Genomic DNA, 25,860 nt, shown 5'->3' with positions numbered 1-25,860 from the left:
TACTCACGATTTAAAAGCTATTGATATCTTTAAACGTTTTAGTCCGGGTTGCAAATCCCGACCGGCATCGTTCTTTGAACCTTGAATCTTGAACCTTGAACCTTGAACCTTGAACCTTGAACCTTGAACCATAATCCCCCAATTTCCGAATTTTCCTTAATCCAACGTTTCTTTACCAAGCAGCGGGTTATTAATCCATCAACACGCTTGGGTATCGGTGATGATTGTGCCCTATTGTCATTGCCGGAGGGGTATGAGTTGGCAGTGACTACCGATACCATGGTTGAAAATGTCCATTTTTTTGCGAGAACCGATCCTGAACAACTGGGGCATAAATTACTGGCCGTTAATTTAAGTGATCTGGCCGGTATGGGCGCAAAGCCTGTTTCTGTGACACTGGCGTTAACGTTACCCCGTGTCGACGAAAACTGGTTAACGGCTTTTTCTAAAGGCTTTTTAAATCTTGCCGAGCATTATTCAGTGGATTTGATTGGCGGCGATACCACATTAGGTCCGTTAACGCTAACGGTTCAGGCGATGGGTTTTGTGCCAAAAGGCAAAGCGCTACTGCGCTCAAGTGCAAAACCGGGTGATTTTGTATATCTCACCGGGTCACTAGGTGATGCCGGGTTAGGCTTGAAAATCAAACAAGGCTATCACTGCGATGATCCACAGGCATCACAGCAACGCTTTAATCAGCCGAATCCGCAAATAGAAGCAGGGCAGGCATTACTCGATATTGCCAATGCCTGTATTGATGTATCAGATGGTCTTGCTGGTGATTTAGGCCATATTTTGGAGCAAAGCAATGTCGGTGCTTGTCTTGATTGGGAAGCTTTGCCACTGTCCGATGCGGTATTGGCTTATATAAATGCTACCGGAGACTGGACTATGCCGCTGACCGCTGGCGATGACTATGAATTGTGCTTCACGGTAAGCCCGGAAAAAGCATCTCAATTAACCATCAATTGTACAAAGATTGGCGTTATTGAATCAACTCCCGGTTTGCGTTTGCGTAAATCAGGTGCTATCCAACCCTTTAATAGTAAAAGTTATGAGCATTTTTCTTGATACCTGCTACGGTAAAAATAAACTGACACCCAGGCAAATTCTGTCTGATCCGATATTGTTTCTGGCTTTTGGCTTTGGTTCCGGGTTGGTAAAAAAAGCACCGGGCACAATGGGTACTTTGGCCGCAATTCCCGTTTATTGGTTGTTTGCCCAAGCCGATTGTCTTATTTATAGTCTGTTGACTGTAGTCGTAACTGTCGTCGGTGTGTGGATCTGTGGAAATGCAGCAGAAAAATTAGGCGAACATGATTTTGGCGGTATCGTTTGGGATGAAATTGCCGGTTTCCTGATAACCATGTGGTTGGTTCCTCTTACCTGGCAAACCATCATCGCCGGATTTATCCTGTTCAGATTTTTCGATATTCTAAAACCGTGGCCGATTAAATGGTTAGACAGGCATGTCGAAGGCGGGTTTGGCATCATGATTGATGACGTTCTGGCCGGAATATTTGCCGGTGCATTATTGCTTTTAGCGGTTAATCAAGGTTGGTTTAACTAAAGCTACTCCTTTTTTGCTCGTGGAGGTCAGGCAAAGCATGACCTCCATTGTCCAGTTTGCGAATGTGGTCTTGGAAGCTCCAGCTTCCCGTCGAGCAATGGGGCCGTGGCATTGCCAAAACGTTAAGGAAGAGGTTGCAAACCACGTCCCTAAGTAGCTCACATACTTTTGAAAAGTTGGGCGTGATTACCTAACCGCGTCAGGTAAACGTGTTGCGCATCAGTCTGGTAGATAAGTAGGGGGTCTCCGCCTAGTACTCAGTCAATCTGATAATGTTGGATAAAGTTTCTTCAGTTTTATCCGTGCATCCTCAGTGGTGAATCGCCATTCCATAGGGCGGGCAATAGCATTTCTTTTTTCTTGCCATGCCGCGATTTCCATCTTTAATGTTTCTTGGTCAGGAATACGTCTATCTCCAGGTTTGTTCTTGCACATACATCCCGGCATCAATGCGCAAGCTGGTTTGTATTTTGGCTGACATGAGTGTTTTTTCCCTTGATTAGGTATATTTTTAGTATACCATTCGGGATGCGATTTTGTATCGAATCAGTAAGACAGACTTAAATACCGTGGAGTTATCGGCTATGGTGACGCTTCGACCTGCGTGTTTAAGGCAAGTAATCATTTAAACTCTTGAGCTATTCAAGTAAGGGGATTATTATTTGCCAAGTTATGTCATTTCCAAGCTCCGGCTTGGGAATACAGACTTGGGAGCTCCAGTTTCCGTCGATCAATACGGCAGTGGCAGTACCTAATGTTTGGGACGGGTTTGCAAACCCGGTTCCGCAGCGTTGTTATACCAGCGTCTCAAGAAAGAAATTAGCCCGCTTTAAAATAAACTCTGATAGCTAACCATTATTACCATAATGGTCATAAAAAACGGCAACGGGGAAATAACAATATCATGCACAACCAACCAGAATCGATCTCAGGTTATACCTTGATGGAATTGATGGTGACCATCTCTATCGCTGGCATACTTTTAGGCCTGGCTATCCCCAGCTTTACCTCCATTATCTCCAGCAACCGCTTGACGACTTATGTTAACGAATTAGTAACCGCTTTAAATTTGGCACGTAGTGAGGCGGTAAAGCGGGGGCAGCATGTTGTTGTAAGAAAAACCGGAACCGATTGGGAGGATGGTTGGCAAGTATTCGTTGATATTGATCGATCTACTTTAGCAAAACAAAATGCGCCTGATGCCGGCGATCTTGTACTAAGAGTTTATTCGGCGCTTCCCGACTCTTATACCCTAAGAGGTAATAATAATTTCATCAATTTTATACGCTATCAACCCGACGGAACCAGTAATAATATAGGTAGTTTTGTTCTTTGCGATAATAGTGATAATAATAACTTGCCCGAAAAAGATACCTCAAAGCTACTGACCGTTAATTTTTCAGGAAGAGTGCATATAGGTCTTGATATAGACAATAATGGAATTCCTGAAAAAGATGACGGTACTGAAATTGTCTCTTGTACTGACTCGCCATTTTAGAGTCATGAATAAAAGCGCCGGATTTACTCTCATCGAAGTCCTGATAGCCATGGTGGTATTGGCGGTCGGTTTACTGGGATTGGCTGGCTTGCAAGCAACCAGTCTTAGAAACAATCAGAGTGCCTACACCCGAAGTCAGGCCACGCAACTTAGCTATGACTTGGCGGAAAGAATGCGTGCCAATATCGCTGGAAAAGTCACCTATACATCCATTTCTCCAAGCTCGGCCAATGCAAATGCCAATTGCTTGACCTCAACCGGTTGTAGTCCAGTTGAGATGGCAGAAAATGATCTTTATCAATGGAATCTCGCAGTGGCCTCCGCTTTACCTGGCGGTGTAGGCACTGTAGCCATTGCAACCGGAGTTTATACTGTATCGATTAATTGGGATGATAACCGGGACGGCAACACTGATAGCAATGACCCCAATTTCCAAACACGCTTTCAATTATGAAAACTAAACCCTATCAATCCGGTTTGTCCCTGATAGAAATTATGATTGCCTTATTGATAGGTGCGTTTTTGATAGGGGGGGTACTACAGATTTTTATAAGCAGTAAACAGACTTACCGGATGCAGCAAAATTTGTCCAGATTACAGGAAAATGGCCGGTTTTCACTGGATTTTTTAGCTAAGGATATTCGCATGGCGGGTTACTGGGGCTGTCTTAGTCCAAATAGCCCAAACACTGATATTGCTGGAACAGATAACAATGCCGTTAGCGGAGATAGTATAGATAACGGTACCGATACCATAACTCTAAAAGGCGCATTCGTTCTGACGCCAACCGGGACATGTGGAACTCCAGTAAACACATCGGCTGCTTACTACACTGGCAACAGCTCAGTAATCACTTACAAGATAAATACCGGCGTTTTACAACAGAATACTAATGGTCAGAATAACGACTTGATTGAAGGCATAGAAAATATGCAGTTTTTATACGGCGTGGACACTGATTCAGATGGAACCACCGGTTATGGAACGCCTAATTATTATGTTCCGGCAAGTAGTGTAACTAACATGAATCAAGTCGTTAGTATCCGTATCAGTCTGTTGGCAACAACTCTTGATGATAATTTGACCACACAGCCTCAGCCCTATACCTATAATGGCACAACGACCACGCCAACAAACCGTAAAATCAGACGGGTTTTCACTTCGACTATTGCTTTGCGTAATCGGCTACGATAGCCCAGAGGTCTTTATGAACAATAAATCCTCATTATCAGTCCAACCAGACAAGCTCTTCTGCAACAAAACAGCGCATCAATCCGGTGCCGTCCTGATTATCAGTTTAATTATGCTGCTGCTGATGATGCTGATAGGCGCATCCAGTATACAAACTACCTCGCTGGAAGAGAAAATGGCCGGTAACCTGCGAGATCAAAACATCGCTTTTCAAGCAGCAGAGTCAGCGATACGCGATGCAGAACAAGATATTCGAGGTATTGGAACAAACCCCAGGAGCCCAACCATTTCTGGAATTACTGACTTCTACGATAATTGTAATATGGATAACTTGGCTAATACCTATGATGATGGTCTTTGTGACCGAAAATGGGGGGCGCCATCATCTTATACGGGCACATCCATAAGCTGGCCCGCCTTCACAACAACTGCCGGCACTTCCTATGCCGCACTCACTATTGACATGACCACAACGCCAAGTGTCGCCTACGGAAAATTTACCGGAGCCTTAGCGATCGCAGGGCTTTCCGCGCAACCGCGTTATGTTATTGAAGGTTACACGACCAGTGCTTACACTTACTACCGCATCACCGTCCGCGCTCAAGGAATTAGCCCTAACACGGTCGTCTGGTTACAAGTGGTTTATAAGCAATAATAAAAACTGCTACTCATCCGGAGTCAACCATGAACGCAAAACGTATTCTGCTTATTACCCTATTGGGGTTTTTGCCAGCGTCTACGATCGCATTAAATCTCTCACAGAGCCCGCTTTATCTAAGTGAGAGTGGCACACCGCTGGTCATGTTAACTATGGAGCGTGATCATAAGCTTTATTATGAGGCCTATAACGACGCTTCTGACATCAATGGTGATAGCATACTCGATATCCGCTACAAACCTGCCATCACTTATTTCGGCTATTTCGATTCGTATAAGTGCTACAGTTATGGTTCTGGCAAGTTCACCCCCACTGTTGTCACAGTTAACAAGCAATGCAGTGGGGCATGGAGCGGTGATTATCTGAATTATTTAACTACGTCACGGATGGATGCTTTGCGGCGAGTGCTCTATGGTGGCAAGCGCTACATTGATGATGCGACTGCCACTGTACTGGAACGGTCTTTTATTCCTCAAGACGCCCATAGCTGGGGCAAGGAATATACCAGTGAGGTGATTGATGGCTACGATATTGCACTGTATACGCCGCTGGCGCAGCCCACTTCAGGCACCCATCATTTATTCGCCAATACGACGCTGTTGAACACCACCGATCCGCTGCTAAGGGTTTTGCAAAACACCGCTTTCAGGGTATGGGAATGGTTATCCATCGAACGTCCCGTAGCTGGCACGCAATGCGCTACCGGTAATAATGTCAGATCGAATTGCGCGGTGGCCGGCAGCACTTATTGGGAAAAAATCCCTGCCAGCTATTTCACCAATTTGACAGTTACGACATACAATACAATCGGTTATGGTGCAAATTATCCCAATAGTCACAGCGATTTTAATGCCCTGGTTAGCACTTACGGGAACAGTTCGAAATTGTTTGGCAGCACTTCCGCTTCAAATATCGACTGTAACAGTAGTAATGGTAATTGTAATGTAAACTCAACAGCTAGCGGGGCACAAGATAATTATTTGACATTAATCAGCGGTAATTTAGTTATTCCTGCAAGTATGGGGGGGAGCTTTACCTTTGCAGTGGATGGTGATGATGCGCAGGAAGTCATTATTGACGGTACCGTGGTAGCCAGCTACTATGGTGCGCATGGTTTTTGTAATTGTACGAGCCACACTGGCACTATCAACCTTACTGCAGGGATTCATACCGTTCTTTACCGTATGCAGGAAGCGGGCGGTGGTGATGGTTATCAACTTTGGTGGCAAAGGACAGCCCCCACCTCCACCATGACTGATTATGTCGTCCGCGTTGATGCCTGTGTCTCCAGTCTGCTGGAAAGTGAATGCCGGGGCTATCCAGCCAACAGCACGACGGTTTACAAACCTGCGGGCATATTGCAGCAGTATGGGGAAAATGATCGGATGGCGTTTGGTTTGATAACCGGTACTTACACAAAAAACGAATCAGGTGGCGTACTGCGAAAAAACATTTCGTCCCTGACTGATGAGATTAATCCGGCTACCGGCCAATTTACCAACACCAACGGTATTATCAAGACGATTGATGCCTTGAAAATCATCGGTTTTGGCAGCGGCTATTCCTACGACCAAAACTGCACTGTGCCTGAGGTAGGTGGCCCTTTGGCGGAAGGGCGCTGCCGGATGTGGGGTAATCCCACTGCGGAAATCATGTATGAAGGACTACGTTATTTTGCAGGGAAAGCTGCACCAACTTCAAATTTCTCCATTACCAGTAGCAGCCCAGATGACACCAGTCTTGGCTTACCTCTGCCAGCATGGCTGGATCCTTACCGGTCGACAACCGGCGGCTATCCGGTATGCTCAAGGCCCTCACTATTCGTGATTAGTGATATTAATCCCAATTTCGATACCGATCAGTTACCGGGCAGTTATTTCAATGCATTTACTGGAGACATGACCGGGTTAAACGTTGATACCCTTGCACAAACCATTTGGAATGGCGAATATGGCGCGGACAAATCCCTGTTTATCGGACAATCAGGTGCAAATTATGATGGTGCGCCTACGGCTAAAAATGTCACCAGCTTCGGCACTATGCGCGGACTTTCTCCAGAAGAACCTACGCAACGGGGTGGCTATTATGCAGCCAGTATCGGCCTGTTCGGTAAAACGACTGACTTAAATGCCACCGCCAGCGGCAATCAGAAAGCCGACATCTTCAGTGTTGCCCTTGCATCACCATTACCACGCATTGCCTTTCTATTGAACGGACAGAACATCACCTTAGTGCCCTTCGCTAAAACCGTAGGCGGTTGTGGCAGTGTTTCGGCTGCTCAAGGACACTATCAGCCGACCAATACCATTGTCGATTTCTATGTGGATACCATCACCAACACCGATTCGACCAATATCGACGTGACGGTCAATAGCGGTTTGCCTAAAGCCAAGTTTAGAATCAATTACGAAGATTCCGAATACGGTTCGGATCATGATATGGATGCTATCGCGGAATACGAGTTGACGGCAAAAGCCGATAATACACTGGATATCAAGGTGTCTTCAACTTACGCAGCAGGTGGCTGTATTCAGCACATGGGTTACGTTATCTCCGGCACATCTGCGGATGGCATTTACCTGGAAGTCAGGGATCCAGACACGGCGGCAGGAAGCGATGTGGATTATTATCTGGATACGCCGCATAGCCGGAGCGGTGCGGCTCTGCCTACCACCATTACGCGCAATTTTTCGGTTGGCACCAATACTTCGGCTACCTTTGTTGCGCATGACCCCTTATGGTATGCCGCCAAGTGGGGCGGCTTTATCGACAGCAATGATAATAACCTGCTCGATGCAACGGAATGGGATAGCCGCGATGGCGCTGACGGCGTGCCTGACAGTTATTTTCTGGTTACCAATGCCAGTAAGCTTAAGGAGCAATTAGATCGGGCTTTTACCGAAATTCTAGCCCGCGACAGCTCAGCTTCAGCGGTAGCGACCAACTCTACGAGCCTGAAGACCCAAAGCCGCGTCTATCAGGCCAGATACAACAGTCTGGACTGGAATGGACAATTGCTGTCTTACCAGCTTAGTGCCACTGGAGTGCTCAACGGCACAGCCGAATGGGATGCCGGCGTCAAGATCAATGCACAGATTCTGACTACCGGGCGCATCATTATAACAAAAGGGGCTATAGGGGATGGCGTGGCATTTGCCTATGCAAACCTTACCGGGCCCACCACAACGGCTGGAACACAGCAAAATTTACTGGATAAAAATGCGGCAGGCGTGACGGAAAATTGCGGTTTGGAGCGGGTCGCCTATCTTCGTGGTGATTCAACCAACGAAGCGGCAAACGGAACATTTGTCTGCGCTTCCGGTAGTGTAATCAGTAAATTTCGCCAACGCAGTACCACCAAATTAGGTGACATCGTCAATTCCAATCCCTGGTATGTTGGTGTTCCTTCGGCAGGTTTCTCGGATATCGACTATCCTGGTTACAGCGCCTTTCGGCGCGGCAAAATGACCCGTAAGCCTGTCGTTTATACCGGTGGTAATGACGGCATGCTACACGGTTTTGATGCCTCAATTGACACGACGACTATCGCTGCCGGTGTGCCCACAACCACTTCGGGTAATGAAGTTTTAGCTTATGTCCCTGCGGGTGTATTTCCGAACCTTAGTAAGCTAAGTGCCTTGACTTACAATCAGAATCATCTTTATTTTGTTGATGGTTCGCCAATGATCGGCGATGTTGATATGACCAGTTCGAACTGGCATACGGTATTGGTAGGCGCTATGGCGGCTGGCGGCAAAGGCTTTTATGCGCTGGATATCTCAGACCCTTCCCTTTTCAATGAAAGCAACGCAGCTGATATTCTGCTCTGGGAGTTTAATGACGTAGATGATGCTGATATGGGCTATGCCTATAATTTGCCATCAGCAAGTTCAGCAACAGGACAAGCCAAACAAATTATAAGAATGGCAAACGGCAAGTGGGCGGTTATCGTTGGAAATGGTTACAACAGCAGTCTGGGCAAGGCGGTGCTGTATATACTTTTCATTAATGATGGTGTGGGCGGTTGGAGTACGGGCGATTTTATAAAGCTCGTAGCTGATACACCGGCAGGATTGGACAATGGACTTTCCACGCCCGTACCTTTTGACACTAACAGTGATGGCTACGTTGATACCGTCTACGCGGGTGATTTAAAAGGCAATATGTGGAAGTTCCTAGTGGGGCCCAATAACAGCGATGCGACCGTTACCAGCTCCGATACAACCTGGAAAGTGGCCTTTTCCGGTGCCTCACTTTTTACCGCAACAGACAGCGGCGGACTGGCTCAGCCTATTATTTGGCCGCCAGAAGTAACATTGCATCCCAGTGGCGGGCAGATGATCCTGTTTGGCACCGGCAAGTATCTTGAACCAGCCGATAAAACCAATTCCCAAACCCAAACTTTCTATGGTGTATGGGATCGGCATATTGTCACCGGGACACCTCTGGGTTCACGTGCTGCAGATTTGCTTCCGCAGACGGTGACCGAGTCAGCATTAGCCGGTGGAAATTTCCGCATTCCCACTAATACCGCAATTAATTGGCGACCGGCTCCACCTGCTGTTAGTGCCACCGCAAATTGCACACCTACTTGTTCGCCTACTCACATGGGTTGGTATTTGGATATGCCCAGTGCCGGCGAACGCGCTACAGGGATACCAAGGATTATTAATCAAGTAATATTTTTCAATACCTTAATCCCATCCGCTACGATCTGTTCTCCAGGTACGGGCTGGTTAATGTCCCTGGACTATTTGAATGGCGGCCTGCTTTCCCGTCCCATCTTCATCACCGGTGGTAGCGGCACTTTCAGTAGCTCCGACATTAACGTGGGAGGCTTTCAAGTTGGAGCGGCACTAGGAGGGACAACTTTCATCCAAAACCTGTCCAGTGTAGATTCAAGTAATATCGGTGTCGGTGTTTCATCTCTTACTTCTGGCGATCTGAAGCCAATTCCAATTAATTTCGGTAGTAGCTCCAAAGGTCGTCTCAGTTGGCGTGAGCTCTTGCAATAGAGAGGGCATTGTCAAGTTATGAATGTGTATGAAATAATTTGAATGGTAATGTTTAAGCTATTTTCAGTACTGGTTTTTCCATAATTACATTGGCAAACAATAGTTGTACAGGTTAACAATGTACAATATTTATTAATATTGGCAGGCAAGTGTCTAATGAGTGGTTATTTATTGGATATTTAGGATAAAGATTATGAAGAAATCACAACCAGGTTTTACACTCATTGAACTCATGATTACCGTCGTTATCGTGGGCATTTTAGCCGGTATCGCTATTCCCAGTTATCAGGCTAGTGTTATGAAGTCACGGCGCGCCGATGCGCAAGGTGCGTTACTGGGCTTTGAAAATGCGATGGAACGCTATTTTACAGTTAATAATAGTTATTTAGGTGCTGCTGGAACTGTTGGATCACATGCTGATACTGGTTCGCCACGAATTTATAGCATAACCAGCCCGGTAGATGGGGGAACCGCTTTTTACAATTTAACTATTAATGCGGCTACTGCCAGTAGTTACACCTTAAGTGCTGAGCCTACTGGTGTCCAGTCATCTGATAAATGTGGCACCTTAACGTTGACTCATACAGGCGTAAAAGGGTTTACTGGCACGGGAGTTACCGCAGCCGATTGTTGGTAATATATGGTTTTTCAGGGTAGGAATGTACAGGCTTTTTTGCCCACCGCTAACAATATAAAGCATGAAAAGATTATCTAAAGTTTAGAAAAACATTGCAACTTCCCTCTTCTTTTGTGTCTTTTGTTCTTTTCGTAGAAAAATCACTATTGTTAGAAAAATAGCCATTCATTTCAAGAATCTAACTGGTGTTAAATAGTTATGCCATTGTGCCCCTTTCCATACTTTGGCTAATGGCATCGGTGACGGTGCCATCCAGAAAAGTAGTAGGGTAAAAACAGTCATTAATATCGAAGCAGTAATGTCGTTATAACTAAATAATTTTAATGCGGTACCAAAAGAATTTTTCATTCTGGCATTTGATAAATCGACGCTATAGAGCTCATCCAATAATAAATGGACGATAAATCCAAAGCCAATAAAAAGCCCGTTTAACCACGCGTGTAAAATACTCCAGCGTAAAAAATGATAACTGATGCATGTCATCAATAAAGCAAAAAACACTGCTGCCAATACTGAATGGAATACACCTCGATGCACGGTAAGACGGTTAAACAGGGCAAATACTATATGTCGAATAAACAGGTAAGTGCCTGCAACAATCAGTAATAACGGGTAGGGGTCGTAAGTGTTTTTAAAAACCTGTAGCGCACCTGCTACACTCATTAAGGCCAATACAGTAAACAGCAGCTTTACCGGTCTTGAGTTGCTCGCATCAATATCCGGCAATAGTCCGCCCAAGGTACCCAGAAAGACAAGCCAAGGCATATCAGGGCTAGTAATCAAGTGAACATTAACGGCAATTAGTGCAGCACCTATACTGGCAGTTATAGCAATGGATAAATGGGTGTTAAAATTAGCCATGTAAAACAACAGTCCTTTTGAAATCTAAAAAATTAGTAATTATGACATTATCTACCGATGATTTAAGGTAAATGTTGTTAGAATGGCAAGCTTTATAGTTTTTTTGACGGATTATGTAAAATATTTTCATCATTTTGTCATTAAAACCTGTACTAATAACATAGGAGGCGGTTCAAGGATAGGAAACCATCGCTACGGTTCCTATTCTCGGACAGCCTCCCAGGGCAGCGTCAATGTGCTGTATAAATCATCAACTTTATAAAATATCATGACTAAATTATTAAGCTGTTTTAAAGCCTACGACATACGTGGGCGCATTCCCGATGAATTGAATACCGATATTGCTTATCGTATAGGTCGCGCTTATGCAGAGAATATTCAGCCTACCCGAGTGATTGTCGGGCGTGACATACGTCTTTCCAGTAACGAAATGGCGGATGCGGTTATTAAAGGTCTGCAAGATGCAGGTGTTAATGTTTATGACATTGGCTTGTGTGGTACTGAAGAAGTTTATTATGCTACTTTTGCCTACACGGATACCGGTATGCCCATGGATGGCGGTATTATGGTGACTGCAAGCCATAATCCAAAAGATTATAATGGCATGAAATTGGTGCGTGAACAAAGCAAGCCTGTTAGTGGTGATACCGGGCTGAATGATATTAAACTGTTGGCTGAAGCCAATAACTTCGGGGAACCGGTAGCACATCGCGGCACGGTTACAGCTATTTCAATCGGTGCGGATTATATTGAACATTTGTTGAGTTATATTGATCCCTTGGCATTAAAACCTCTAAAGGTAGTCGTTAATGCCGGTAACGGTGCAGCAGGGCATGCCATTGATTGGTTGGAAGCGGCACTGCAAAAAGCCATGGTGCAACCCTTGGAGTTTATCAAGATACATCATGAACCTGATGGCCACTTTCCCAACGGCATTCCCAATCCATTATTAACAGAAAATCGCGACAGTACCATTGCTGCCATTAAAGAACATGGCGCAGATTTGGGTATCGCCTGGGATGGTGATTTTGATCGTTGTTTTGTGTTTGATGAAACCGGTCGTTTTATCGAAGGTTATTATATTGTCGGTTTACTGGCTGAGGCCTTCCTTAAACAAAATCCGGGTGCAAAAATTGTCCATGATCCGCGTTTAACCTGGAACACCATTGACATAGTCAAGAGCATGTCGGGAATAGCCGTGCAAAGCAAAACCGGTCATGCTTTTATCAAAGAAAGAATGCGTCTGGAAGATGCTGTTTATGGCGGAGAGATGAGTGCCCATCATTATTTTAGGGATTTTTCTTATTGTGATAGTGGTATGATTCCGTGGTTACTGGTGATTGAGTTAATGAGTAAAAGTGGTACAAAGCTATCGCAACTGGTCGATGAAAGAATGCGTCTTTTCCCTGCCAGTGGGGAAATTAACCGCACCATAGCCCAACCGGAAGCGGCTATTGAATTGGTTAAAAAACATTATGAGAACGATGCCCAAATTGTTGATTATACCGACGGCTTGAGCATGGAATTTGGTAGCTGGCGGTTTAATTTGCGATGTTCCAATACTGAGCCGTTGGTACGCTTAAATGTAGAGTCACGCGGTGACCAAGCGTTAATGCAGGCAAAAACCGAAGAGTTATTGGCGTTGCTGGGATAGGCGATTTCACGGAAAACCAAAAGGAGACACTTGCTTTTGGTTTTCGTGGGCCAAGTGATTTTTACAGGTTGATACAGTTCCGGATAAGTTTTGTCGAGTAATAGGGCGTAGTCTGTGCGCCTTGGTTATAAAGCCATTTAAAACATTTGGCTATCAGAAGTAAATTAAGGTTATCTATAGGTTTTCAGATAAATTTCATGTGGTGGAAGTTTAATTTCTGAAGATTTTAGAACGCTGCCATAGGAATTTTACATACTATCTTGCACATAGTGTCGATATCACGACGTTTTTGTAGCTCGGATTTTCTGTATTTATGGTCGAGGTGGCCCCGCTATAGCCTTATTATCTTTTTTCGTTATACCTGTCAGGTAAGTTTATTAATTTGTACTATTCTTAAAATTACATTGTCACGGTCATAACGGTTTTATCATATTCAATGAAAAAAATTCTGCTGGTATTTGGTACGCGTCCAGAAGCCATCAAGATGGCACCGCTAGTAAAAGCATTTCAGGAACAAAATCAAGATTTTCAAACCAAGGTATGTGTTACCGCACAGCATAGGGAAATGCTTGATCAAGTTTTAAATTTATTTGAAATCACCACTGATTTTGATCTTGATATCATGAAGCCCAATCAAGATTTGTATGATATTACCGATAATATCCTACAAGGAATGAAAACTGTTTTTAAAATTTACCGTCCCGATGTTATTTTTGTGCATGGCGATACCACAACCACTTTTGCGGTCAGTTTGGCAGCATTTTATGAAAAGATAGCTATTGGCCATATAGAAGCTGGGTTACGAACCGGTAATATTTATTCGCCTTGGCCGGAAGAAGCCAATCGTAAATTGACATCACAGTTGACCTCTTATCATTTTGCTCCAACTCAGCAAAGTCGAAATAATTTATTAAAAGAAAATGTCGCTGATGAAAAAATTATTGTTACCGGAAATACGGTTATAGATGCACTGCTGTTTATGCAGAACAGATTGGATACGGATTCGCCTTTTCGACAACGCGTACAAGAATCTGTCAATGAGAAAGGTTTTGATCCCGAAGTAACAGAATTTATTTTGGTTACCGGGCATCGTCGGGAAAATTTTGGTCAAGGGTTTGTTGATATTTGTTCGGCATTAAAGACCATAGCGTTGGAAAGACCTGCTATCAACATCGTTTACCCGGTGCATTTAAATCCTAATGTGTTGAAACCGGTCAATGAATTATTAGGTGATTTAAAAAATGTCTATCTGATTGAGCCTTTGCAATATGAAGCGTTTATTTATTTGATGAGCTTGTCCAAATTAATTATTACTGATAGTGGCGGTGTACAAGAAGAAGCGCCCAGTTTGGGCAAGCCTGTTTTAGTAATGCGTGATACTACCGAACGTCCAGAAGCTGTCGATGCCGGCACCGTTAAGCTGGTCGGTACCGATGTAAAGCGCATCATTAAGGAAACTAGTGAGTTACTGGATAATCAGTCAGCCTACGACAGCATGGCTAAAGCACATAACCCTTATGGTGATGGTAAGGCATGTGAAAGAATTATAAACTTCATGAAGGCATAGGATGAATAAAATAACAAAAATTTGCGTCATAGGCTTGGGTTACATCGGTTTACCAACAGCGGCTTTATTGGCTAATAGAGGCTATGATATTCATGGCGTTGACCTTGATCAGCGAGCTGTTGATATAATTAATCGCGGCGAAATCCACATCGTCGAACCGGAACTGGATACTTTTGTAAAATCAGCCGTTAATTCGGGACGACTGAAAGCCGATACAAAACCTGCTGAAGCAGATGTTTTTATCATTGCCGTGCCGACTCCGTTTCATGACGGATTTATACCCAACATTGATTATGTTTGTGCGGCTACGCTTTCCATAGTGCCCTATATAAGGTCGGGTAATATCGTTATTCTGGAATCCACTTCACCGGTAGGAACCACTGATAAAGTTGCTGAGCTATTGAGTGAGCAGGGCATAGATATTTGCGGGATATATATAGCTCATTGTCCGGAGCGCGTACTACCCGGAAAAATCATGAAAGAACTGGTCGAAAATGACCGTATTGTTGGCGGAACAACGGACGCTGCCACTAAAATTACTGCTGATTTTTATCGCGACTTTGTACAGGGCGATGTGCTTGAAACTGATGCAAGAACGGCAGAAATGGCCAAATTAACTGAAAACAGTTATCGAGACACCAATATTGCCTTCGCCAATGAACTGTCAATATTGTGTGATAAATTTGCTATTAATGTCTGGGAGCTTATTCGTTTGGCCAATAGACATCCTCGCGTCAATATACTTCAACCTGGGGCTGGGGTTGGTGGGCATTGCATCGCGGTAGACCCTTGGTTTATCGTTCATAAAGGTGGTAAAGATGCCAAATTGATTCGCACTGCCAGAGAAGTTAATAACCACAAAACTGAATGGACCATTGAAAAGATAAAAAATTCGGCATTAGCCTTTGAAAATGAAACCGGTAAAAAAGCCAAAGTTGCCTGTATGGGGCTTGCTTTTAAGCCTGATATTGATGACTTAAGAGAATCTCCAGCCTTATCCATCACTAAACGTCTTGTTAATGAGGGTTTGGATGTGTTGGCAGTTGAGCCCAATATAAAATCTTACGACGGCTTAAATCTGGTTAATTACAAGGATGCTGTCACTGAGGCCGACATCGTTGTTTTTTTGGTTGCACATAAAGAATTTAAGGGGCTTAATATTGTCAATAAACTCGATTTTTGCGGTGTTGTCGACAGGTAATAAATAACAAGTCGCTTTATTTGGTGGTTCGTGTGGAAGAATATTGCTGTATAGTCTAATTATTTAGTTGGCAGGATTATTTCTGCTGAAGGCTATTTATTCTAATGACATTTTCTATTCTCAATGGTCAGTAAAAAACTGCTGGTTATCGTCGGCGTTATTGCGATGGTGGCGGTTTTTTTCTTTACTAAACAACCCAAGCTGATTGACGTTGAAATAGTTCAACTTGAAAAAGGTGAGGTAAGGGCAACAATTTCCAATACTCGGGTAGGAACGGTTAAAGCTTGTCGACGTTCTTTTCTGGCACCTGCGACAGGTGGACAAGTTGCCAAGCTTCATGTCAGGAAAGGTGATAGTGTTAAGCAAAACCAATTGCTAATGGAAGTATGGAACAAGGACCTGAAAGCGCAGGTAAAATTACACGGGTTTCAGATCAGGGCTAATCAGGCGACTGCCGAACAGGTCTGTCAGTTGGCGGCTGTTGCTGAACGCGAAGCTCAACGCATGATCCTGCAACGAAAACATGATATTGTTTCTGAAGAAGTCTTTGATGCCAAAACAACAGAGGCAAGAGCCAAACGGGCCACTTGCAATGCATCATTAGCGACTATTGCTGTTAGTGAGGCAAATCGCGAGGTGGTTCAGGCCGCCGTTGAACGCTCTCTGGTTTTAGCGCCTTTTGATGGCAGGGTTGCCGAAATCAATGTTGAAATCGGTGAGTATGTTACCCCATCGCCTCCCGGTATCCCAACTTTGCCAGCCATTGATTTATTAGATATCAGTTGTTTATATGTGTCCGCACCGATTGATGAAGTTGATGCCCCAAAAATAAGAACCGGTATGAGTGCTTGTGTGTCCCTTGATGCTTTTGCCGAAAAACGTTGCTCTGGAACGGTAACCCGTATTGCACCGTATGTTTTGGAAAAAGAAAAGCAGGCACGTACCGTTGAGGTCGAGGTTAAATTAACTGATCCAAATGATATCAAGGACTTATTGCCAGGTTATAGTGCGGATATTGAAATCTTGTTGGCCAGTAAGCAACAGGCACTTATAGTTCCCGCTGAGGCGGTACTGGAAAATAATCGGGTATTGTTGATGCAGGATGATGGTTTATTGGTAGAACGTGAGTTCAAGCCGGGCTTGGCTAATTGGAATGCCGAAGAAGTATTATCGGGCCTGAATGTTGGCGATAAAGTGGTTTTGTCGGTTGGTCGGGATGGCGTTGTTGCGGGCGCTTATGCCCACCAGCAAAAATGATACAGCTGGAAAACATACACCGCTATTTTCAGGTCGGGGAACAAACCGTTCATGCCTTAAATGACATTACTCTAACCATTAACAAGGGTGAGTATGTATCAGTTATGGGACCGTCAGGTTCAGGTAAATCGACCTTGTTAAATGTTATTGCTCTGCTTGATAAACCTTCCACTGGCAGTTACCGGTTAAATAATCTGAATGTTACCCTGCATAGTGATGATGAACTTGCCAAAGTTCGGCGCGAAAATTTGGGTTTTGTATTTCAGTTTTTTCATTTAATCCCGCGTTTATCGGCTGCTGAAAATGTTGAAATGCCGATGATTTTAGCCGGTATCGCCGTTAAAGAGCGTAAACAAAGAGTAGCCGATGCGTTGGCTTCTGTCAATCTGCAAGATCGCTCCAGTCACAGACCTGATCAGCTTTCTGGTGGACAGCTTCAGCGTGTTGCTATTGCCCGGGCCATGATCATGCGACCCGAGATATTATTGGCAGATGAGCCTACCGGTAATCTTGACAGTAAATCCGGAATGGAAATTATCGAGCTATTGGAAAACCTTAATCAGCGGGGCGTAACCTTGGTGATTATTACTCATGATCAAACCTTGGGTGATCGGGCACAACGAAAAATTCGTATCGTTGATGGACAGATAGCGTACTGAATGACCGGTTATTTTTTGCTGAAGTGGTCAAAATCACATAAAAATAGCCCGTTGATAACTCATGGCTTATGAATAAAGGGATAACAGTTGAGTCAGGTTTACCGTGATGTTGTTTAAAGACACTTTAGTCCAAGCCTTTGGTGCAATCAGTGCCCAGCGTTTACGTGCGGCACTCATTATTCTGGCAATGAGTATCGGTATCGCTTCCGTAATTGTACTAACTGCGCTGGGAGAAAGTGCCCGTAGTTATATTGTTAACGAGTTTGAATCGCTGGGGACTCATCTGATGATTGTTTTGCCGGGACGTAATGAAACAACAGGCGGGCATCCACCGCTGTTTAGTGAAACACCTAGAGACCTGACTTTGGATGATGCCGAGGCACTGTTTCGTAGTTATCATATTGCCGCTGTTGCGCCACTGACTATTGGTTCTGCGCCGGTTTCAACTCAAGGACTGGAGCGGGAAACCAACATATTTGGTTCGACTTATGCACTAAGACGTGTGCGTCATTTAACCATGGCACAAGGCAGTTTTTTACCTAAAATGGATGCCAACAAAGCCTTGTCAGTTTGTGTTATTGGCCAAACGATACGCGAGCAATTATTTTCCGATCAGAAGGCTCTTGGGCAATGGCTGCGAATTAATGATCGGCGTTTTTTGGTGATCGGGGTATTGGCATCCGAAGGGCAGTCTATTGGTGTTGATTTTGATGAGATGGTGATTATTCCGGTGGCTTCTGCACAGGCTTTATTCAACACCCATTCATTATTTCGGATTTTGATCGAAGCCAAATCCAAACAATCCATGTATCAAGCAGTTGATGAAATTACCGGTATTATAAAAGCCCGTCATGAAGGTGAAGATGATATCACCATCATTACCCAGGATAGTGTCGTCAATACTTTTGATAAAATATTAACGGCGTTGACGCTGACTGTGGTCAGTATTGCCGGTATAAGTCTGGTTGTTGCCGGCGTTTTGGTGATGAATGTCATGTTGGTCAGCGTTACCCAGCGCACCGCTGAAGTTGGTTTGCTAAAAGCCTTGGGAGCAACCCAACGTCAATTACAGTGGCTGTTTTTAACAGAAGCCACGATGTTATCATTGGCAGGTGCTTTGTTGGGAATGGCTTTGGGTCTGGCAGGTATTACTGTACTAACGACTCTTTACCCCGATTTCCCCATTCAATTACCGGGTTGGGCGCTGCTGGCCGCATTGGCTGTGTCGTTGTTTACCGGTCTGTTATTTGGCGTATTGCCGGCCAGAAAAGCAGCAAAGCTTAATCCCGTTGTCGCATTGGGCAAGCGATAATCATGCATACTTCCGATTTATTGGTTTTGTCATTTCGAACCATCACCAGTCAGAAGTTACGTTCCTCATTAACGGCTTTGGGCTTGATTATCGGCATCGCTGCGGTGGTTATTCTAACGTCCATAGGACGCGGGATTCATACTTTTGTACTCGCTGAATTTACTCAGTTTGGGACTAATCTGGTGAGTGTTTCTCCCGGAAAAAAAAGCACTTTTGGTTTGTCAGGTGCAACAATAAGCACGGTTAGACCACTAAATTTGGGAGATGCAGTCAGTTTGAGCCAACTGGAAAACATTATTGCCGTAGTACCGTTAGTGCAGGGTAATGTTCGTATTGAAGCGGACAACAAGCAGCGAAGAACCAATGTTCTGGGGGTTGGTGCCTCAGTGCCCCAAGTCTGGAAAATGAAAGCCGTCAGTGGGCGATTTTTACCTACCGGTGAGGAAACTAATCCGCGTGCTTTTGCCGTGTTGGGCAATAAGTTAGCCAGTGAGTTGTTTGGCACTAATAATCCGCTCGGTAAACGAATCAGAATTGGCACTGACCGGTATCGGATTATGGGGGTGATGGAAAAAAAAGGCCAATTATTGGGTTTTGATATGGATGACACGATCTATATTCCGGCAGCAAAGGCATTGGAACTGTTCGATAGGGAAAGTTTGATGCAAATTGATTTACTCTATAAAAACAGTATTTCTGTTACCAGCATACAAAAATCCATTAAAAAATTATTGATTTCGCGGCATGGTATGGAAGATTTTACTTTGGTTTCACAAAACCAAATGCTGGAAAAAATGGATTCTATCTTGAGTATTTTAACCTTGGCCGTAGCCGCTTTAGGTAGTGTTTCTTTAGTGGTTGGGTCAGTTGGTATTCTGACAATAATGACCATAGCAGTGTCTGAAAGAATTTCAGAAATTGGTTTGCTACGAGCTTTAGGGGCAGAGCGACGGACTATTTTTCAGTTGTTTTTATGGGAGGCGCTGACGCTTAGTATGGTCGGTGGAACTTTTGGCGTATTACTGGGCCTGTTTATCGTGCAAATTCTTGATGCCATGCTTCCTGCTTTACCTGTGCAAATCGCTTGGGGGTATATCGCCATGGCTTTTATGGTGTCATTACTTATTGGCATTGTCGCCGGTGTTATTCCGGCAATGAAAGCGGCCAAACTGGAACCATTAGAAGCTTTGCGCACCGAGTGATATTATGAGTACTCTATTTAGACAACTTTATTACTTGATAATAGATTCTTTGTTGGAAGGGGAGTCTTTCATCGCATAAATAAGCCTCTGTGCAAAATAATTTTTGTAACTACTCAGCCTAATTCAAACTTGCCAAAAAATCGGTTCCCGAGTCTAATATCTTCCCATGAATATTCAAATATCCAGTCATGAAGAAATACAAAAAGTATTCGCCGAAGGCGAAGAGGCTATTTTGGCGTTATTTGACAAATTCGAAGCACAATTCAAGGTACTTGCCGAACAGTTAGAAATACAGGCTGCGGCAATAAAAGAAATTCAAGCAAAGGCGGCTAAGAATAGCAGTAACAGTTCAAAACCACCGTCAAGCGATGGTGACGGCAAAAAACCGAATGGCGGACAACCCGGACATAAGGGTACAACATTGAACCCAGTCGAAATCCCGGATGAAGTCGAAGTCCATGACAAAGACTGTTGCAGAAACTGCGCCGTTTCTTTGGCAGATGTTGCTGTGCTGAAGGTGGAGGAGCGGCAGGTTTTTGATATCCCTGCAATGAAAACCATCGTCACCGCACATCAAGCTACCCTTAAAGTCTGCCCTGAATGCAAAACCGAAAATAAAAGCGATTTTCCAGAAAATGTCAGCCAGCCCGTGCAGTATGGCTATGGAGTTAAAACGGCCGCCACTTATTTCACTACCGGGCATTTCATTCCTATTGAACGCACCGCGCAAATATTTAAGGATTTGTTCGGGTAATCCCCTTCCGAAGCCTTCATCCTTAATGCGGGCAAGCAATTGGAACAGAAAATTGAACCCGCCAGAGTTGCAATCAAAGAGCAACTGCAACAAGCGGAAATCTTGCATGTTGATGAAAGTGTGTCACGAAGGCGCATTGGGGGTGAAAATCCCCCGTGCAGCTATGCTGCACAAGAGATGAGGGTAGGTCCCTCGGAGTCGCCGTACAGGCGGAGGCTTCAAACCACCTACTGCTGCAACGTTTAAGAGGCGTTGTGGTGAGCGAGATAGGAAAAGGCCAAACTCGATTTGGTCAGGTATGGGTCGTAAAGTCGAACGCAAGTGAACCACTGATGACGTGTCGAAACGTGGAGACGATGTCAAAACTGCGGAGGTTTCGTTACCGCAGGATAAGTCCGGGAGGTGCCTGTTGACGGCCCGGTCGGCATCCGGCATGGAGGTGGCGAGAGTGCGATCCGGGCTCTTGTGTGGAACGTGGGAACCTGTCACTCCGATGCTAAGGGAGAAACACAAGGGGGAGCATCCCAAGTGTGAGAGTACCAATGTGGAGTACAGGGACGGAGCAACCTGTAGTAGTGATGAAGGGGCTGTAATGGCACTGGAGCAAAGAGGTTGCCCTATCTGGCTTGGAACGATAAAACAACTGGCAACAGGAGAATTCTATTGAACCCGGCAAAATCGTTTCCTATTACCAAACATCAGGTGTGGGAAGCTTACAAACGAGTAAAAGCAAACCGTGGCGGAGCGGGAGTTGATGCACAGACACTGGAGAAGTTTGACCAGGATCTTGGTAACAATCTCTATAAGCTATGGAATCGGATGGCATCAGGCAGCTATCAGCCTACGCCGGTCAAGCGCGTCGAAATTCCCAAAGCCAATGGAGGAACCCGTCCTTTGGGCATTCCAACGGTGACGGATCGAATCGCCCAAACGGTGGTCAAGCAGGTACTGGAGCCGGAATTGGAGAAGCACTTCCATCCTGATTCCTATGGATACCGGCCAGGAAGATCAGCACATCAGGCATTGTCTGTGACGCGGAAGCGCTGCTAGACATACAATTGGGTGCTAGAGTTCGATATTAAGGGTTATTTTGATAATATCGACCATGATCTACTCATGCGTGCAGTACGTAAGCATACCCAGGAAAAATGGGTGTTGCTATATATTGAGCGTTGGCTGAAAACACCCGTGCAGATGGCGGATGGCACACTACAGCCTTAGAGACCGGGGAACCCCGCAAGGTGGAGTTGCTAGCCCCTTGTTGGCTAATTTGTTTCTGCATTACACATTTGATATGTGGATGCAGAGGCACTATCCCGAAATTCCGTTTGAGCGCTATGCCGATGATGGTGTTCTACATTGTCGGAGTTGAGAGCAGGCGGAAAGGCTAAAACAGGTGTTGCAAGAACGGTTTGCAGTCTGTGGACTTGAGCTGCATCCTTTGAAGACCCGTGTGGTGTACTGTAAAAACTATCGGTGTAAAGAGGATTACCCGGACGTTTCGTTTGATTTTCTAGGGTTCACCTTCAGGCCTCGTGGAGCGAAAAGCAAAGAAGGTGGCTTATTCACCGGCTTTGTTCCGGCTATCAGTAATAAAGCAGCCAAAGCGATACGCCAGGAAGTTCGAGGGTGGGCGCTCCAGAAGAAAAGTGATAAGAGTCTGCACGATTTGGCAAGGATGTTTAATGCTGTGATACGCGGTTGGATAGCGTATTACGGGGTGTTCTATCGATCGGCATTAAATCCGGTTTGGAGACATTTGAATCGGAAACTTGTTTTGTGGGCAGCGCGGAAGTTTAAACACTTTCGTGGACACCGACAGCGAGCAGAGAATTGGTTGCTGGGCGTAGCCCGGAGTCAGCCTGATTTGTTTGCACACTGGCGATTATTTTATGGTATGAAATTGACTGGATAGGAAGAGCCGTATGAATCGAGAGGTTCACGTACGGTTCCGTGAGCACCTGAGGGGGAAGATCCCTTGGGTGACTCGACCAGGTTTGCGTGTCGCTGGCAAGCTGCATTACTTGCATTCAGCCTCAACCGACAAACTCACCGATTATGAAGTTCGCGCCAAACGGGGTAGAGAAGCCATGAATTCTGCCGGGATTATGGAAAAATTTTCATGGCAAATTGGTGCATGACCATTGGAAAGTTTATTTCAGCTACGACGGTTGCGAACACGTTGCTTGCAATGCCCATCACCTAAGGGAACTGGATTATCTGGAAAAACAATTCCAACAAACTTGGGCGGGTGAGATAGCGACTTTATTGGTCAACATCAAAAACACCATAGCAGCCTTCCCGTCGGAACAAGACTCTTTAAGCCCCAAACAAATCATTTTATTTGAACAGCAATACGATGGACTGGTTAAAAAGGGCTTGGCAGAAAATCCTTACACAGAAGCAAAAACGCCGGAGGGTGGGACGAAAAAACGGGGCAAACTATAAACTATAGGCAAGCAACATGAGTGCGCCAACAATGAAGACAATGTTTGTTCGCCATGAAGGGAAATTATACACAAGGAATGCGCTAGTTTGCTTAACAGCACAAATGAGCCCATTATGTATTTTTGGAAATATTTCGTCGGGTTACGTTTTTTGAAAAACATCCCGATAGTAGGGATGGAGTTTTTATGAAAAAAATGACGATAGTCTGTTTGCTTAGCATCCTGATTGGACTGGTAACCAGTACCGTTGTATGGTCAAGAGATCGTGGCCATGGCGGTGGAAGGCATCATAGTGGGCATAGTCATGGTGGTTATGGTGTCAGAAGACATGGCAGCGGATATGGTGGTGGAAGGCATAATCGAGGATTTGGCAGTAGACGCTATGGCAGCGGGTTTCAGGGAGGATTTGGTCACAGAAACCGTTACGGTAATGCAGGTTCAGGTTTTTATTTCAATACACCGATTTATCCTTATTATCCCAGGCAAACCCCTTATTATCCGCAGGCTGTAATCACTGTTCCGGCAACACCCCCTGTTTATATCCGGCAACCTCCGGTTGCGCAACAATATCCGGAAAATTATTGGTATTACTGTAATAATCCCGAAGGTTATTATCCCCACGTTAAAGACTGTCGAAGTGGCTGGCAACAAGTTAAACCAACACCACCCCGCTAAGCTTTTTTATGTAGCTAATTTTCTCGGACAGCCTCCTTGCGTTTCTGTGTATTCTTTTCCCCCGTTTCTTGATGATATGGCTGTTCAAGAAAAATTGATTAAGTTACTGCGTTCCTTGATAGCTGTTAAAAACTTCATAGTGGTTTTCTTTATCAAAACTCATTACTTTATAGGAATCTTTTTTGTCGCCCATTTCCATGCCAGGAGTACCTTTGGGCATTCCCGGAACAGCAATACCGGCTAATTTTGGTTTGGTTTTTAACAGAGTCATGATGTCATTAGCAGGTACATGACCTTCAACGACATAACCGTTAACTACTGCCGTGTGACAGGAAGCCATCGACTCTGAAACGCCATATTTTGTCTTTACTGCTTGGACATCACCAGTCACGATGTCCTTGACGGTAAAATTATTTTTTTTCAGATGTTCCAGCCACTTGCCACAACATTCACAGCTTGGACTTCTATATACTACAATATCAACCGGTTTATCATCGGCATCAGTTACGTCGGCCTTAATGCCCGTATTAAAAATAAGCAAAGACATGACCAGAAAACTATTTAATATTTTCATAGGTACCTTTTTTAGTGACTATTGATGATAAACAGGACTGTATTTATGTACCGCATCAACCATGGCTTTAACATGATCAGGATTAATATCCGGTAAAATACCATGACCCAAATTGAAAACATGCCCGGAACCGGAACCGTATTTTTGTAAAATGGCTTTTACTTTTTCAGTAATGATTTCTGGTTGTGCGTAAAGTGCGACTGGATCCATATTACCCTGCAAAGCAACTTGGTCACCGACCCTGGCACGTGCTTTTTGTAAATCTGTCTGCCAATCCAGCCCCAGTGCATCATAACCCGCGTCAGTCATGGCTTCCAGCCAAAGTCCGCCACCTTTGGTAAATAAAATGGCAGGAATTTGTTGTCCGTTAACATCGGTTTTAAGTAAGGCTCTGATTTGTTTGGCGTAATATAATGAAAATTCAATATAATCCTCTGATGTCAACATCCCGCCCCAAGTATCAAATAACATGACTGCCTGGGCACCTGCTTCAATCTGGGCATTCAGGTAGGCTGCTACCGATTGGGCCAGTTTATCGAGCATGGCATGTAGTAGCTTGGGTTGTTCATACATCAAACCTTTAACTTTTTGAAAGCTTTTGCTGCTGCCACCTTCGACCATATAAGTTGCCAAGGTCCAGGGACTTCCTGAAAAACCGATTAACGGTACACTGCCTTGTAATGTTTTCCTGATTAATCGAACTGCATCAACTACGTAACGCAAATCGATATCCGGATCAGGAATGGGCAATTTTTTAATATCGGCAGCTGTTTTTACTGGATATTTAAATCGGGGACCTTCACCCTCGGTAAAATAAAGTCCTAATCCCATAGCATCAGGAATAGTCAATATATCCGAGAATAAAATAGCGGCATCAAAATCAAAGCGCCGCAGAGGTTGCATGGTCGCTTCACAAGCTAATTCGGGATTGGTACATAGATTTAAAAAACTACCTGCTTGTTCCCTAAGTTTTCTGTATTCCGGTAAATATCTTCCTGCCTGACGCATCATCCATACCGGTGTACGATCTACAGGTTGTTTTAAAAGAGCTCTGATAAAGATGTCGTTTTTTAATGCTGTCATTAGGTTTTTTTATAAAGGTTTAAAACATTTTACAATTGAAAAATG

General features: G+C 44.5%; 25 protein-coding genes and 1 pseudogene. 22 read left to right on the top strand and 4 right to left on the bottom strand.

The genetic code is table 11. The features are described 5' to 3' along the window. Positions 1-123 precede the first annotated feature (123 nt). Both thiL and KKZ03_RS15105 read left to right on the top strand, forming a co-directional pair. Positions 124-1,071 carry a thiamine-phosphate kinase gene (thiL, locus tag KKZ03_RS15110; protein ID WP_243217634.1) on the top strand — a complete coding sequence of 316 codons (948 nt, stop codon included), beginning with the start codon at positions 124-126 and terminating at the stop codon, positions 1,069-1,071. Then, positions 1,055-1,570 (top strand): phosphatidylglycerophosphatase A, encoded by a 516-nt coding sequence (locus KKZ03_RS15105; protein WP_243217633.1) that lies wholly within the window; start codon positions 1,055-1,057, stop codon positions 1,568-1,570. Before thiL ends, KKZ03_RS15105 begins: the two co-directional genes overlap by 17 nt. 261 nt (positions 1,571-1,831) lie before the next feature. Here KKZ03_RS15105 and KKZ03_RS15100 read toward each other — a convergent pair. Next, a pseudogene (locus tag KKZ03_RS15100) lies at positions 1,832-1,984 on the bottom strand (IS630 family transposase); the annotation flags it as partial. 490 nt (positions 1,985-2,474) lie between these two features. On the opposite strand from KKZ03_RS15100, the gene KKZ03_RS15095 reads away from it, so the two are divergent. From KKZ03_RS15095 to KKZ03_RS15070, 6 genes are all read left to right on the top strand, one after another. Continuing rightward, positions 2,475-3,068 carry a GspH/FimT family pseudopilin gene (locus KKZ03_RS15095; RefSeq protein WP_243217632.1) on the top strand — a complete coding sequence of 198 codons (594 nt, stop codon included), beginning with the start codon at positions 2,475-2,477 and terminating at the stop codon, positions 3,066-3,068. After that, a complete protein-coding gene (gene pilV, locus KKZ03_RS15090) occupies positions 3,025-3,522 on the top strand; it encodes a type IV pilus modification protein PilV (protein WP_243217631.1) in 498 nt (165 codons plus the stop codon). The genes KKZ03_RS15095 and pilV overlap by 44 nt, the downstream gene beginning before the upstream one ends. Continuing rightward, positions 3,519-4,262 carry a PilW family protein gene (locus KKZ03_RS15085; RefSeq protein WP_243217630.1) on the top strand — a complete coding sequence of 248 codons (744 nt, stop codon included), beginning with the start codon at positions 3,519-3,521 and terminating at the stop codon, positions 4,260-4,262. The genes pilV and KKZ03_RS15085 overlap by 4 nt, the downstream gene beginning before the upstream one ends. Before the next feature lie 13 nt (positions 4,263-4,275). After that, positions 4,276-4,914 carry a PilX N-terminal domain-containing pilus assembly protein gene (locus tag KKZ03_RS15080; RefSeq protein ID WP_243217629.1) on the top strand — a complete coding sequence of 213 codons (639 nt, stop codon included), beginning with the start codon at positions 4,276-4,278 and terminating at the stop codon, positions 4,912-4,914. 29 nt (positions 4,915-4,943) lie between these two features. Continuing rightward, complete coding sequence (locus KKZ03_RS15075) at positions 4,944-9,932, top strand: PilC/PilY family type IV pilus protein (RefSeq protein WP_243217628.1); 4,989 nt, start codon at positions 4,944-4,946, stop codon at positions 9,930-9,932. Positions 9,933-10,125: 193 nt separating this feature from the next. After that, positions 10,126-10,569, top strand: a complete 444-nt coding sequence (locus tag KKZ03_RS15070; RefSeq protein ID WP_243217627.1) for a type IV pilin protein — start codon at positions 10,126-10,128, stop codon at positions 10,567-10,569. 165 nt (positions 10,570-10,734) lie between these two features. Here KKZ03_RS15070 and KKZ03_RS15065 read toward each other — a convergent pair whose 3' ends face one another. After that, positions 10,735-11,430, bottom strand: a complete 696-nt coding sequence (locus KKZ03_RS15065; protein ID WP_243217626.1) for a metal-dependent hydrolase — start codon at positions 11,428-11,430, stop codon at positions 10,735-10,737. A gap of 268 nt (positions 11,431-11,698) precedes the next feature. Here KKZ03_RS15065 and KKZ03_RS15060 point away from each other — a divergent pair, with 268 nt between their 5' ends. The 14 genes from KKZ03_RS15060 (at position 11,699) to KKZ03_RS15000 (ending at position 24,158) form a co-directional block, all read left to right on the top strand. Next, a complete protein-coding gene (locus tag KKZ03_RS15060; RefSeq protein ID WP_243217625.1) occupies positions 11,699-13,084 on the top strand; it encodes a phosphomannomutase in 1,386 nt (461 codons plus the stop codon). 436 nt (positions 13,085-13,520) lie between these two features. Beyond that, positions 13,521-14,651, top strand: a complete 1,131-nt coding sequence (wecB, locus tag KKZ03_RS15055) for a non-hydrolyzing UDP-N-acetylglucosamine 2-epimerase (RefSeq protein ID WP_243217624.1) — start codon at positions 13,521-13,523, stop codon at positions 14,649-14,651. A 1-nt stretch (position 14,652) separates the two neighbouring features. Further along, positions 14,653-15,852, top strand: coding sequence for a UDP-N-acetyl-D-mannosamine dehydrogenase (gene wecC, locus KKZ03_RS15050; protein ID WP_243217623.1), 1,200 nt, complete (start codon positions 14,653-14,655; stop codon positions 15,850-15,852). Positions 15,853-15,975: 123 nt separating this feature from the next. Beyond that, entirely contained in the window at positions 15,976-17,109 is a 1,134-nt protein-coding gene (locus KKZ03_RS15045) for an efflux RND transporter periplasmic adaptor subunit (protein ID WP_243217622.1), read from the top strand. Beyond that, on the top strand, positions 17,106-17,768 hold the full coding sequence (locus tag KKZ03_RS15040; RefSeq protein WP_243217621.1) for an ABC transporter ATP-binding protein: 663 nt from the start codon (positions 17,106-17,108) through the stop codon (positions 17,766-17,768). Before KKZ03_RS15045 ends, KKZ03_RS15040 begins: the two co-directional genes overlap by 4 nt. Positions 17,769-17,874: 106 nt before the next feature. Continuing rightward, positions 17,875-19,080: an ABC transporter permease gene (locus tag KKZ03_RS15035; protein WP_243217620.1), complete on the top strand. Its 1,206-nt coding sequence runs from the start codon at positions 17,875-17,877 to the stop codon at positions 19,078-19,080. A gap of 2 nt (positions 19,081-19,082) precedes the next feature. Continuing rightward, positions 19,083-20,282: an ABC transporter permease gene (locus tag KKZ03_RS15030; protein ID WP_243217619.1), complete on the top strand. Its 1,200-nt coding sequence runs from the start codon at positions 19,083-19,085 to the stop codon at positions 20,280-20,282. 166 nt (positions 20,283-20,448) lie between these two features. After that, positions 20,449-21,036, top strand: a complete 588-nt coding sequence (locus KKZ03_RS15025; RefSeq protein ID WP_243217618.1) for a DUF6444 domain-containing protein — start codon at positions 20,449-20,451, stop codon at positions 21,034-21,036. Positions 21,037-21,699: 663 nt separating this feature from the next. Next, positions 21,700-22,086, top strand: coding sequence for a reverse transcriptase domain-containing protein (locus KKZ03_RS22090; RefSeq protein ID WP_371744743.1), 387 nt, complete (start codon positions 21,700-21,702; stop codon positions 22,084-22,086). Between the two features lie 151 nt (positions 22,087-22,237). Then, positions 22,238-22,408 (top strand): reverse transcriptase domain-containing protein, encoded by a 171-nt coding sequence (locus KKZ03_RS21835; protein WP_256451976.1) that lies wholly within the window; start codon positions 22,238-22,240, stop codon positions 22,406-22,408. A gap of 24 nt (positions 22,409-22,432) precedes the next feature. Continuing rightward, positions 22,433-22,951 carry a group II intron maturase-specific domain-containing protein gene (locus KKZ03_RS15015; protein WP_243217617.1) on the top strand — a complete coding sequence of 173 codons (519 nt, stop codon included), beginning with the start codon at positions 22,433-22,435 and terminating at the stop codon, positions 22,949-22,951. 67 nt (positions 22,952-23,018) lie between these two features. Continuing rightward, on the top strand, positions 23,019-23,177 hold the full coding sequence (locus KKZ03_RS15010) for a hypothetical protein (protein WP_243217616.1): 159 nt from the start codon (positions 23,019-23,021) through the stop codon (positions 23,175-23,177). Next, complete coding sequence (locus tag KKZ03_RS15005) at positions 23,170-23,484, top strand: transposase (RefSeq protein WP_243217615.1); 315 nt, start codon at positions 23,170-23,172, stop codon at positions 23,482-23,484. Before KKZ03_RS15010 ends, KKZ03_RS15005 begins: the two co-directional genes overlap by 8 nt. A gap of 185 nt (positions 23,485-23,669) precedes the next feature. After that, positions 23,670-24,158: a hypothetical protein gene (locus tag KKZ03_RS15000; RefSeq protein WP_243217614.1), complete on the top strand. Its 489-nt coding sequence runs from the start codon at positions 23,670-23,672 to the stop codon at positions 24,156-24,158. Between the two features lie 103 nt (positions 24,159-24,261). On the opposite strand, the gene KKZ03_RS14995 is transcribed toward KKZ03_RS15000, so the two are convergent. Together KKZ03_RS14995 and hemE are read right to left on the bottom strand one after the other, a co-directional pair. After that, positions 24,262-24,732 (bottom strand): DUF411 domain-containing protein, encoded by a 471-nt coding sequence (locus KKZ03_RS14995; RefSeq protein WP_243217613.1) that lies wholly within the window; start codon positions 24,730-24,732, stop codon positions 24,262-24,264. An 18-nt stretch (positions 24,733-24,750) separates the two neighbouring features. Beyond that, positions 24,751-25,815: a uroporphyrinogen decarboxylase gene (gene hemE / locus KKZ03_RS14990; protein ID WP_243217612.1), complete on the bottom strand. Its 1,065-nt coding sequence runs from the start codon at positions 25,813-25,815 to the stop codon at positions 24,751-24,753. Positions 25,816-25,860 lie beyond the last annotated feature (45 nt).

The organism is Methylobacter sp. S3L5C, assembly GCF_022788635.1.
Taxonomy (GTDB): domain Bacteria; phylum Pseudomonadota; class Gammaproteobacteria; order Methylococcales; family Methylomonadaceae; genus Methylobacter_C.
Note: the sequence above shows the minus strand (reverse complement) of the source record. Positions and strands in the feature narration are given on the sequence as shown.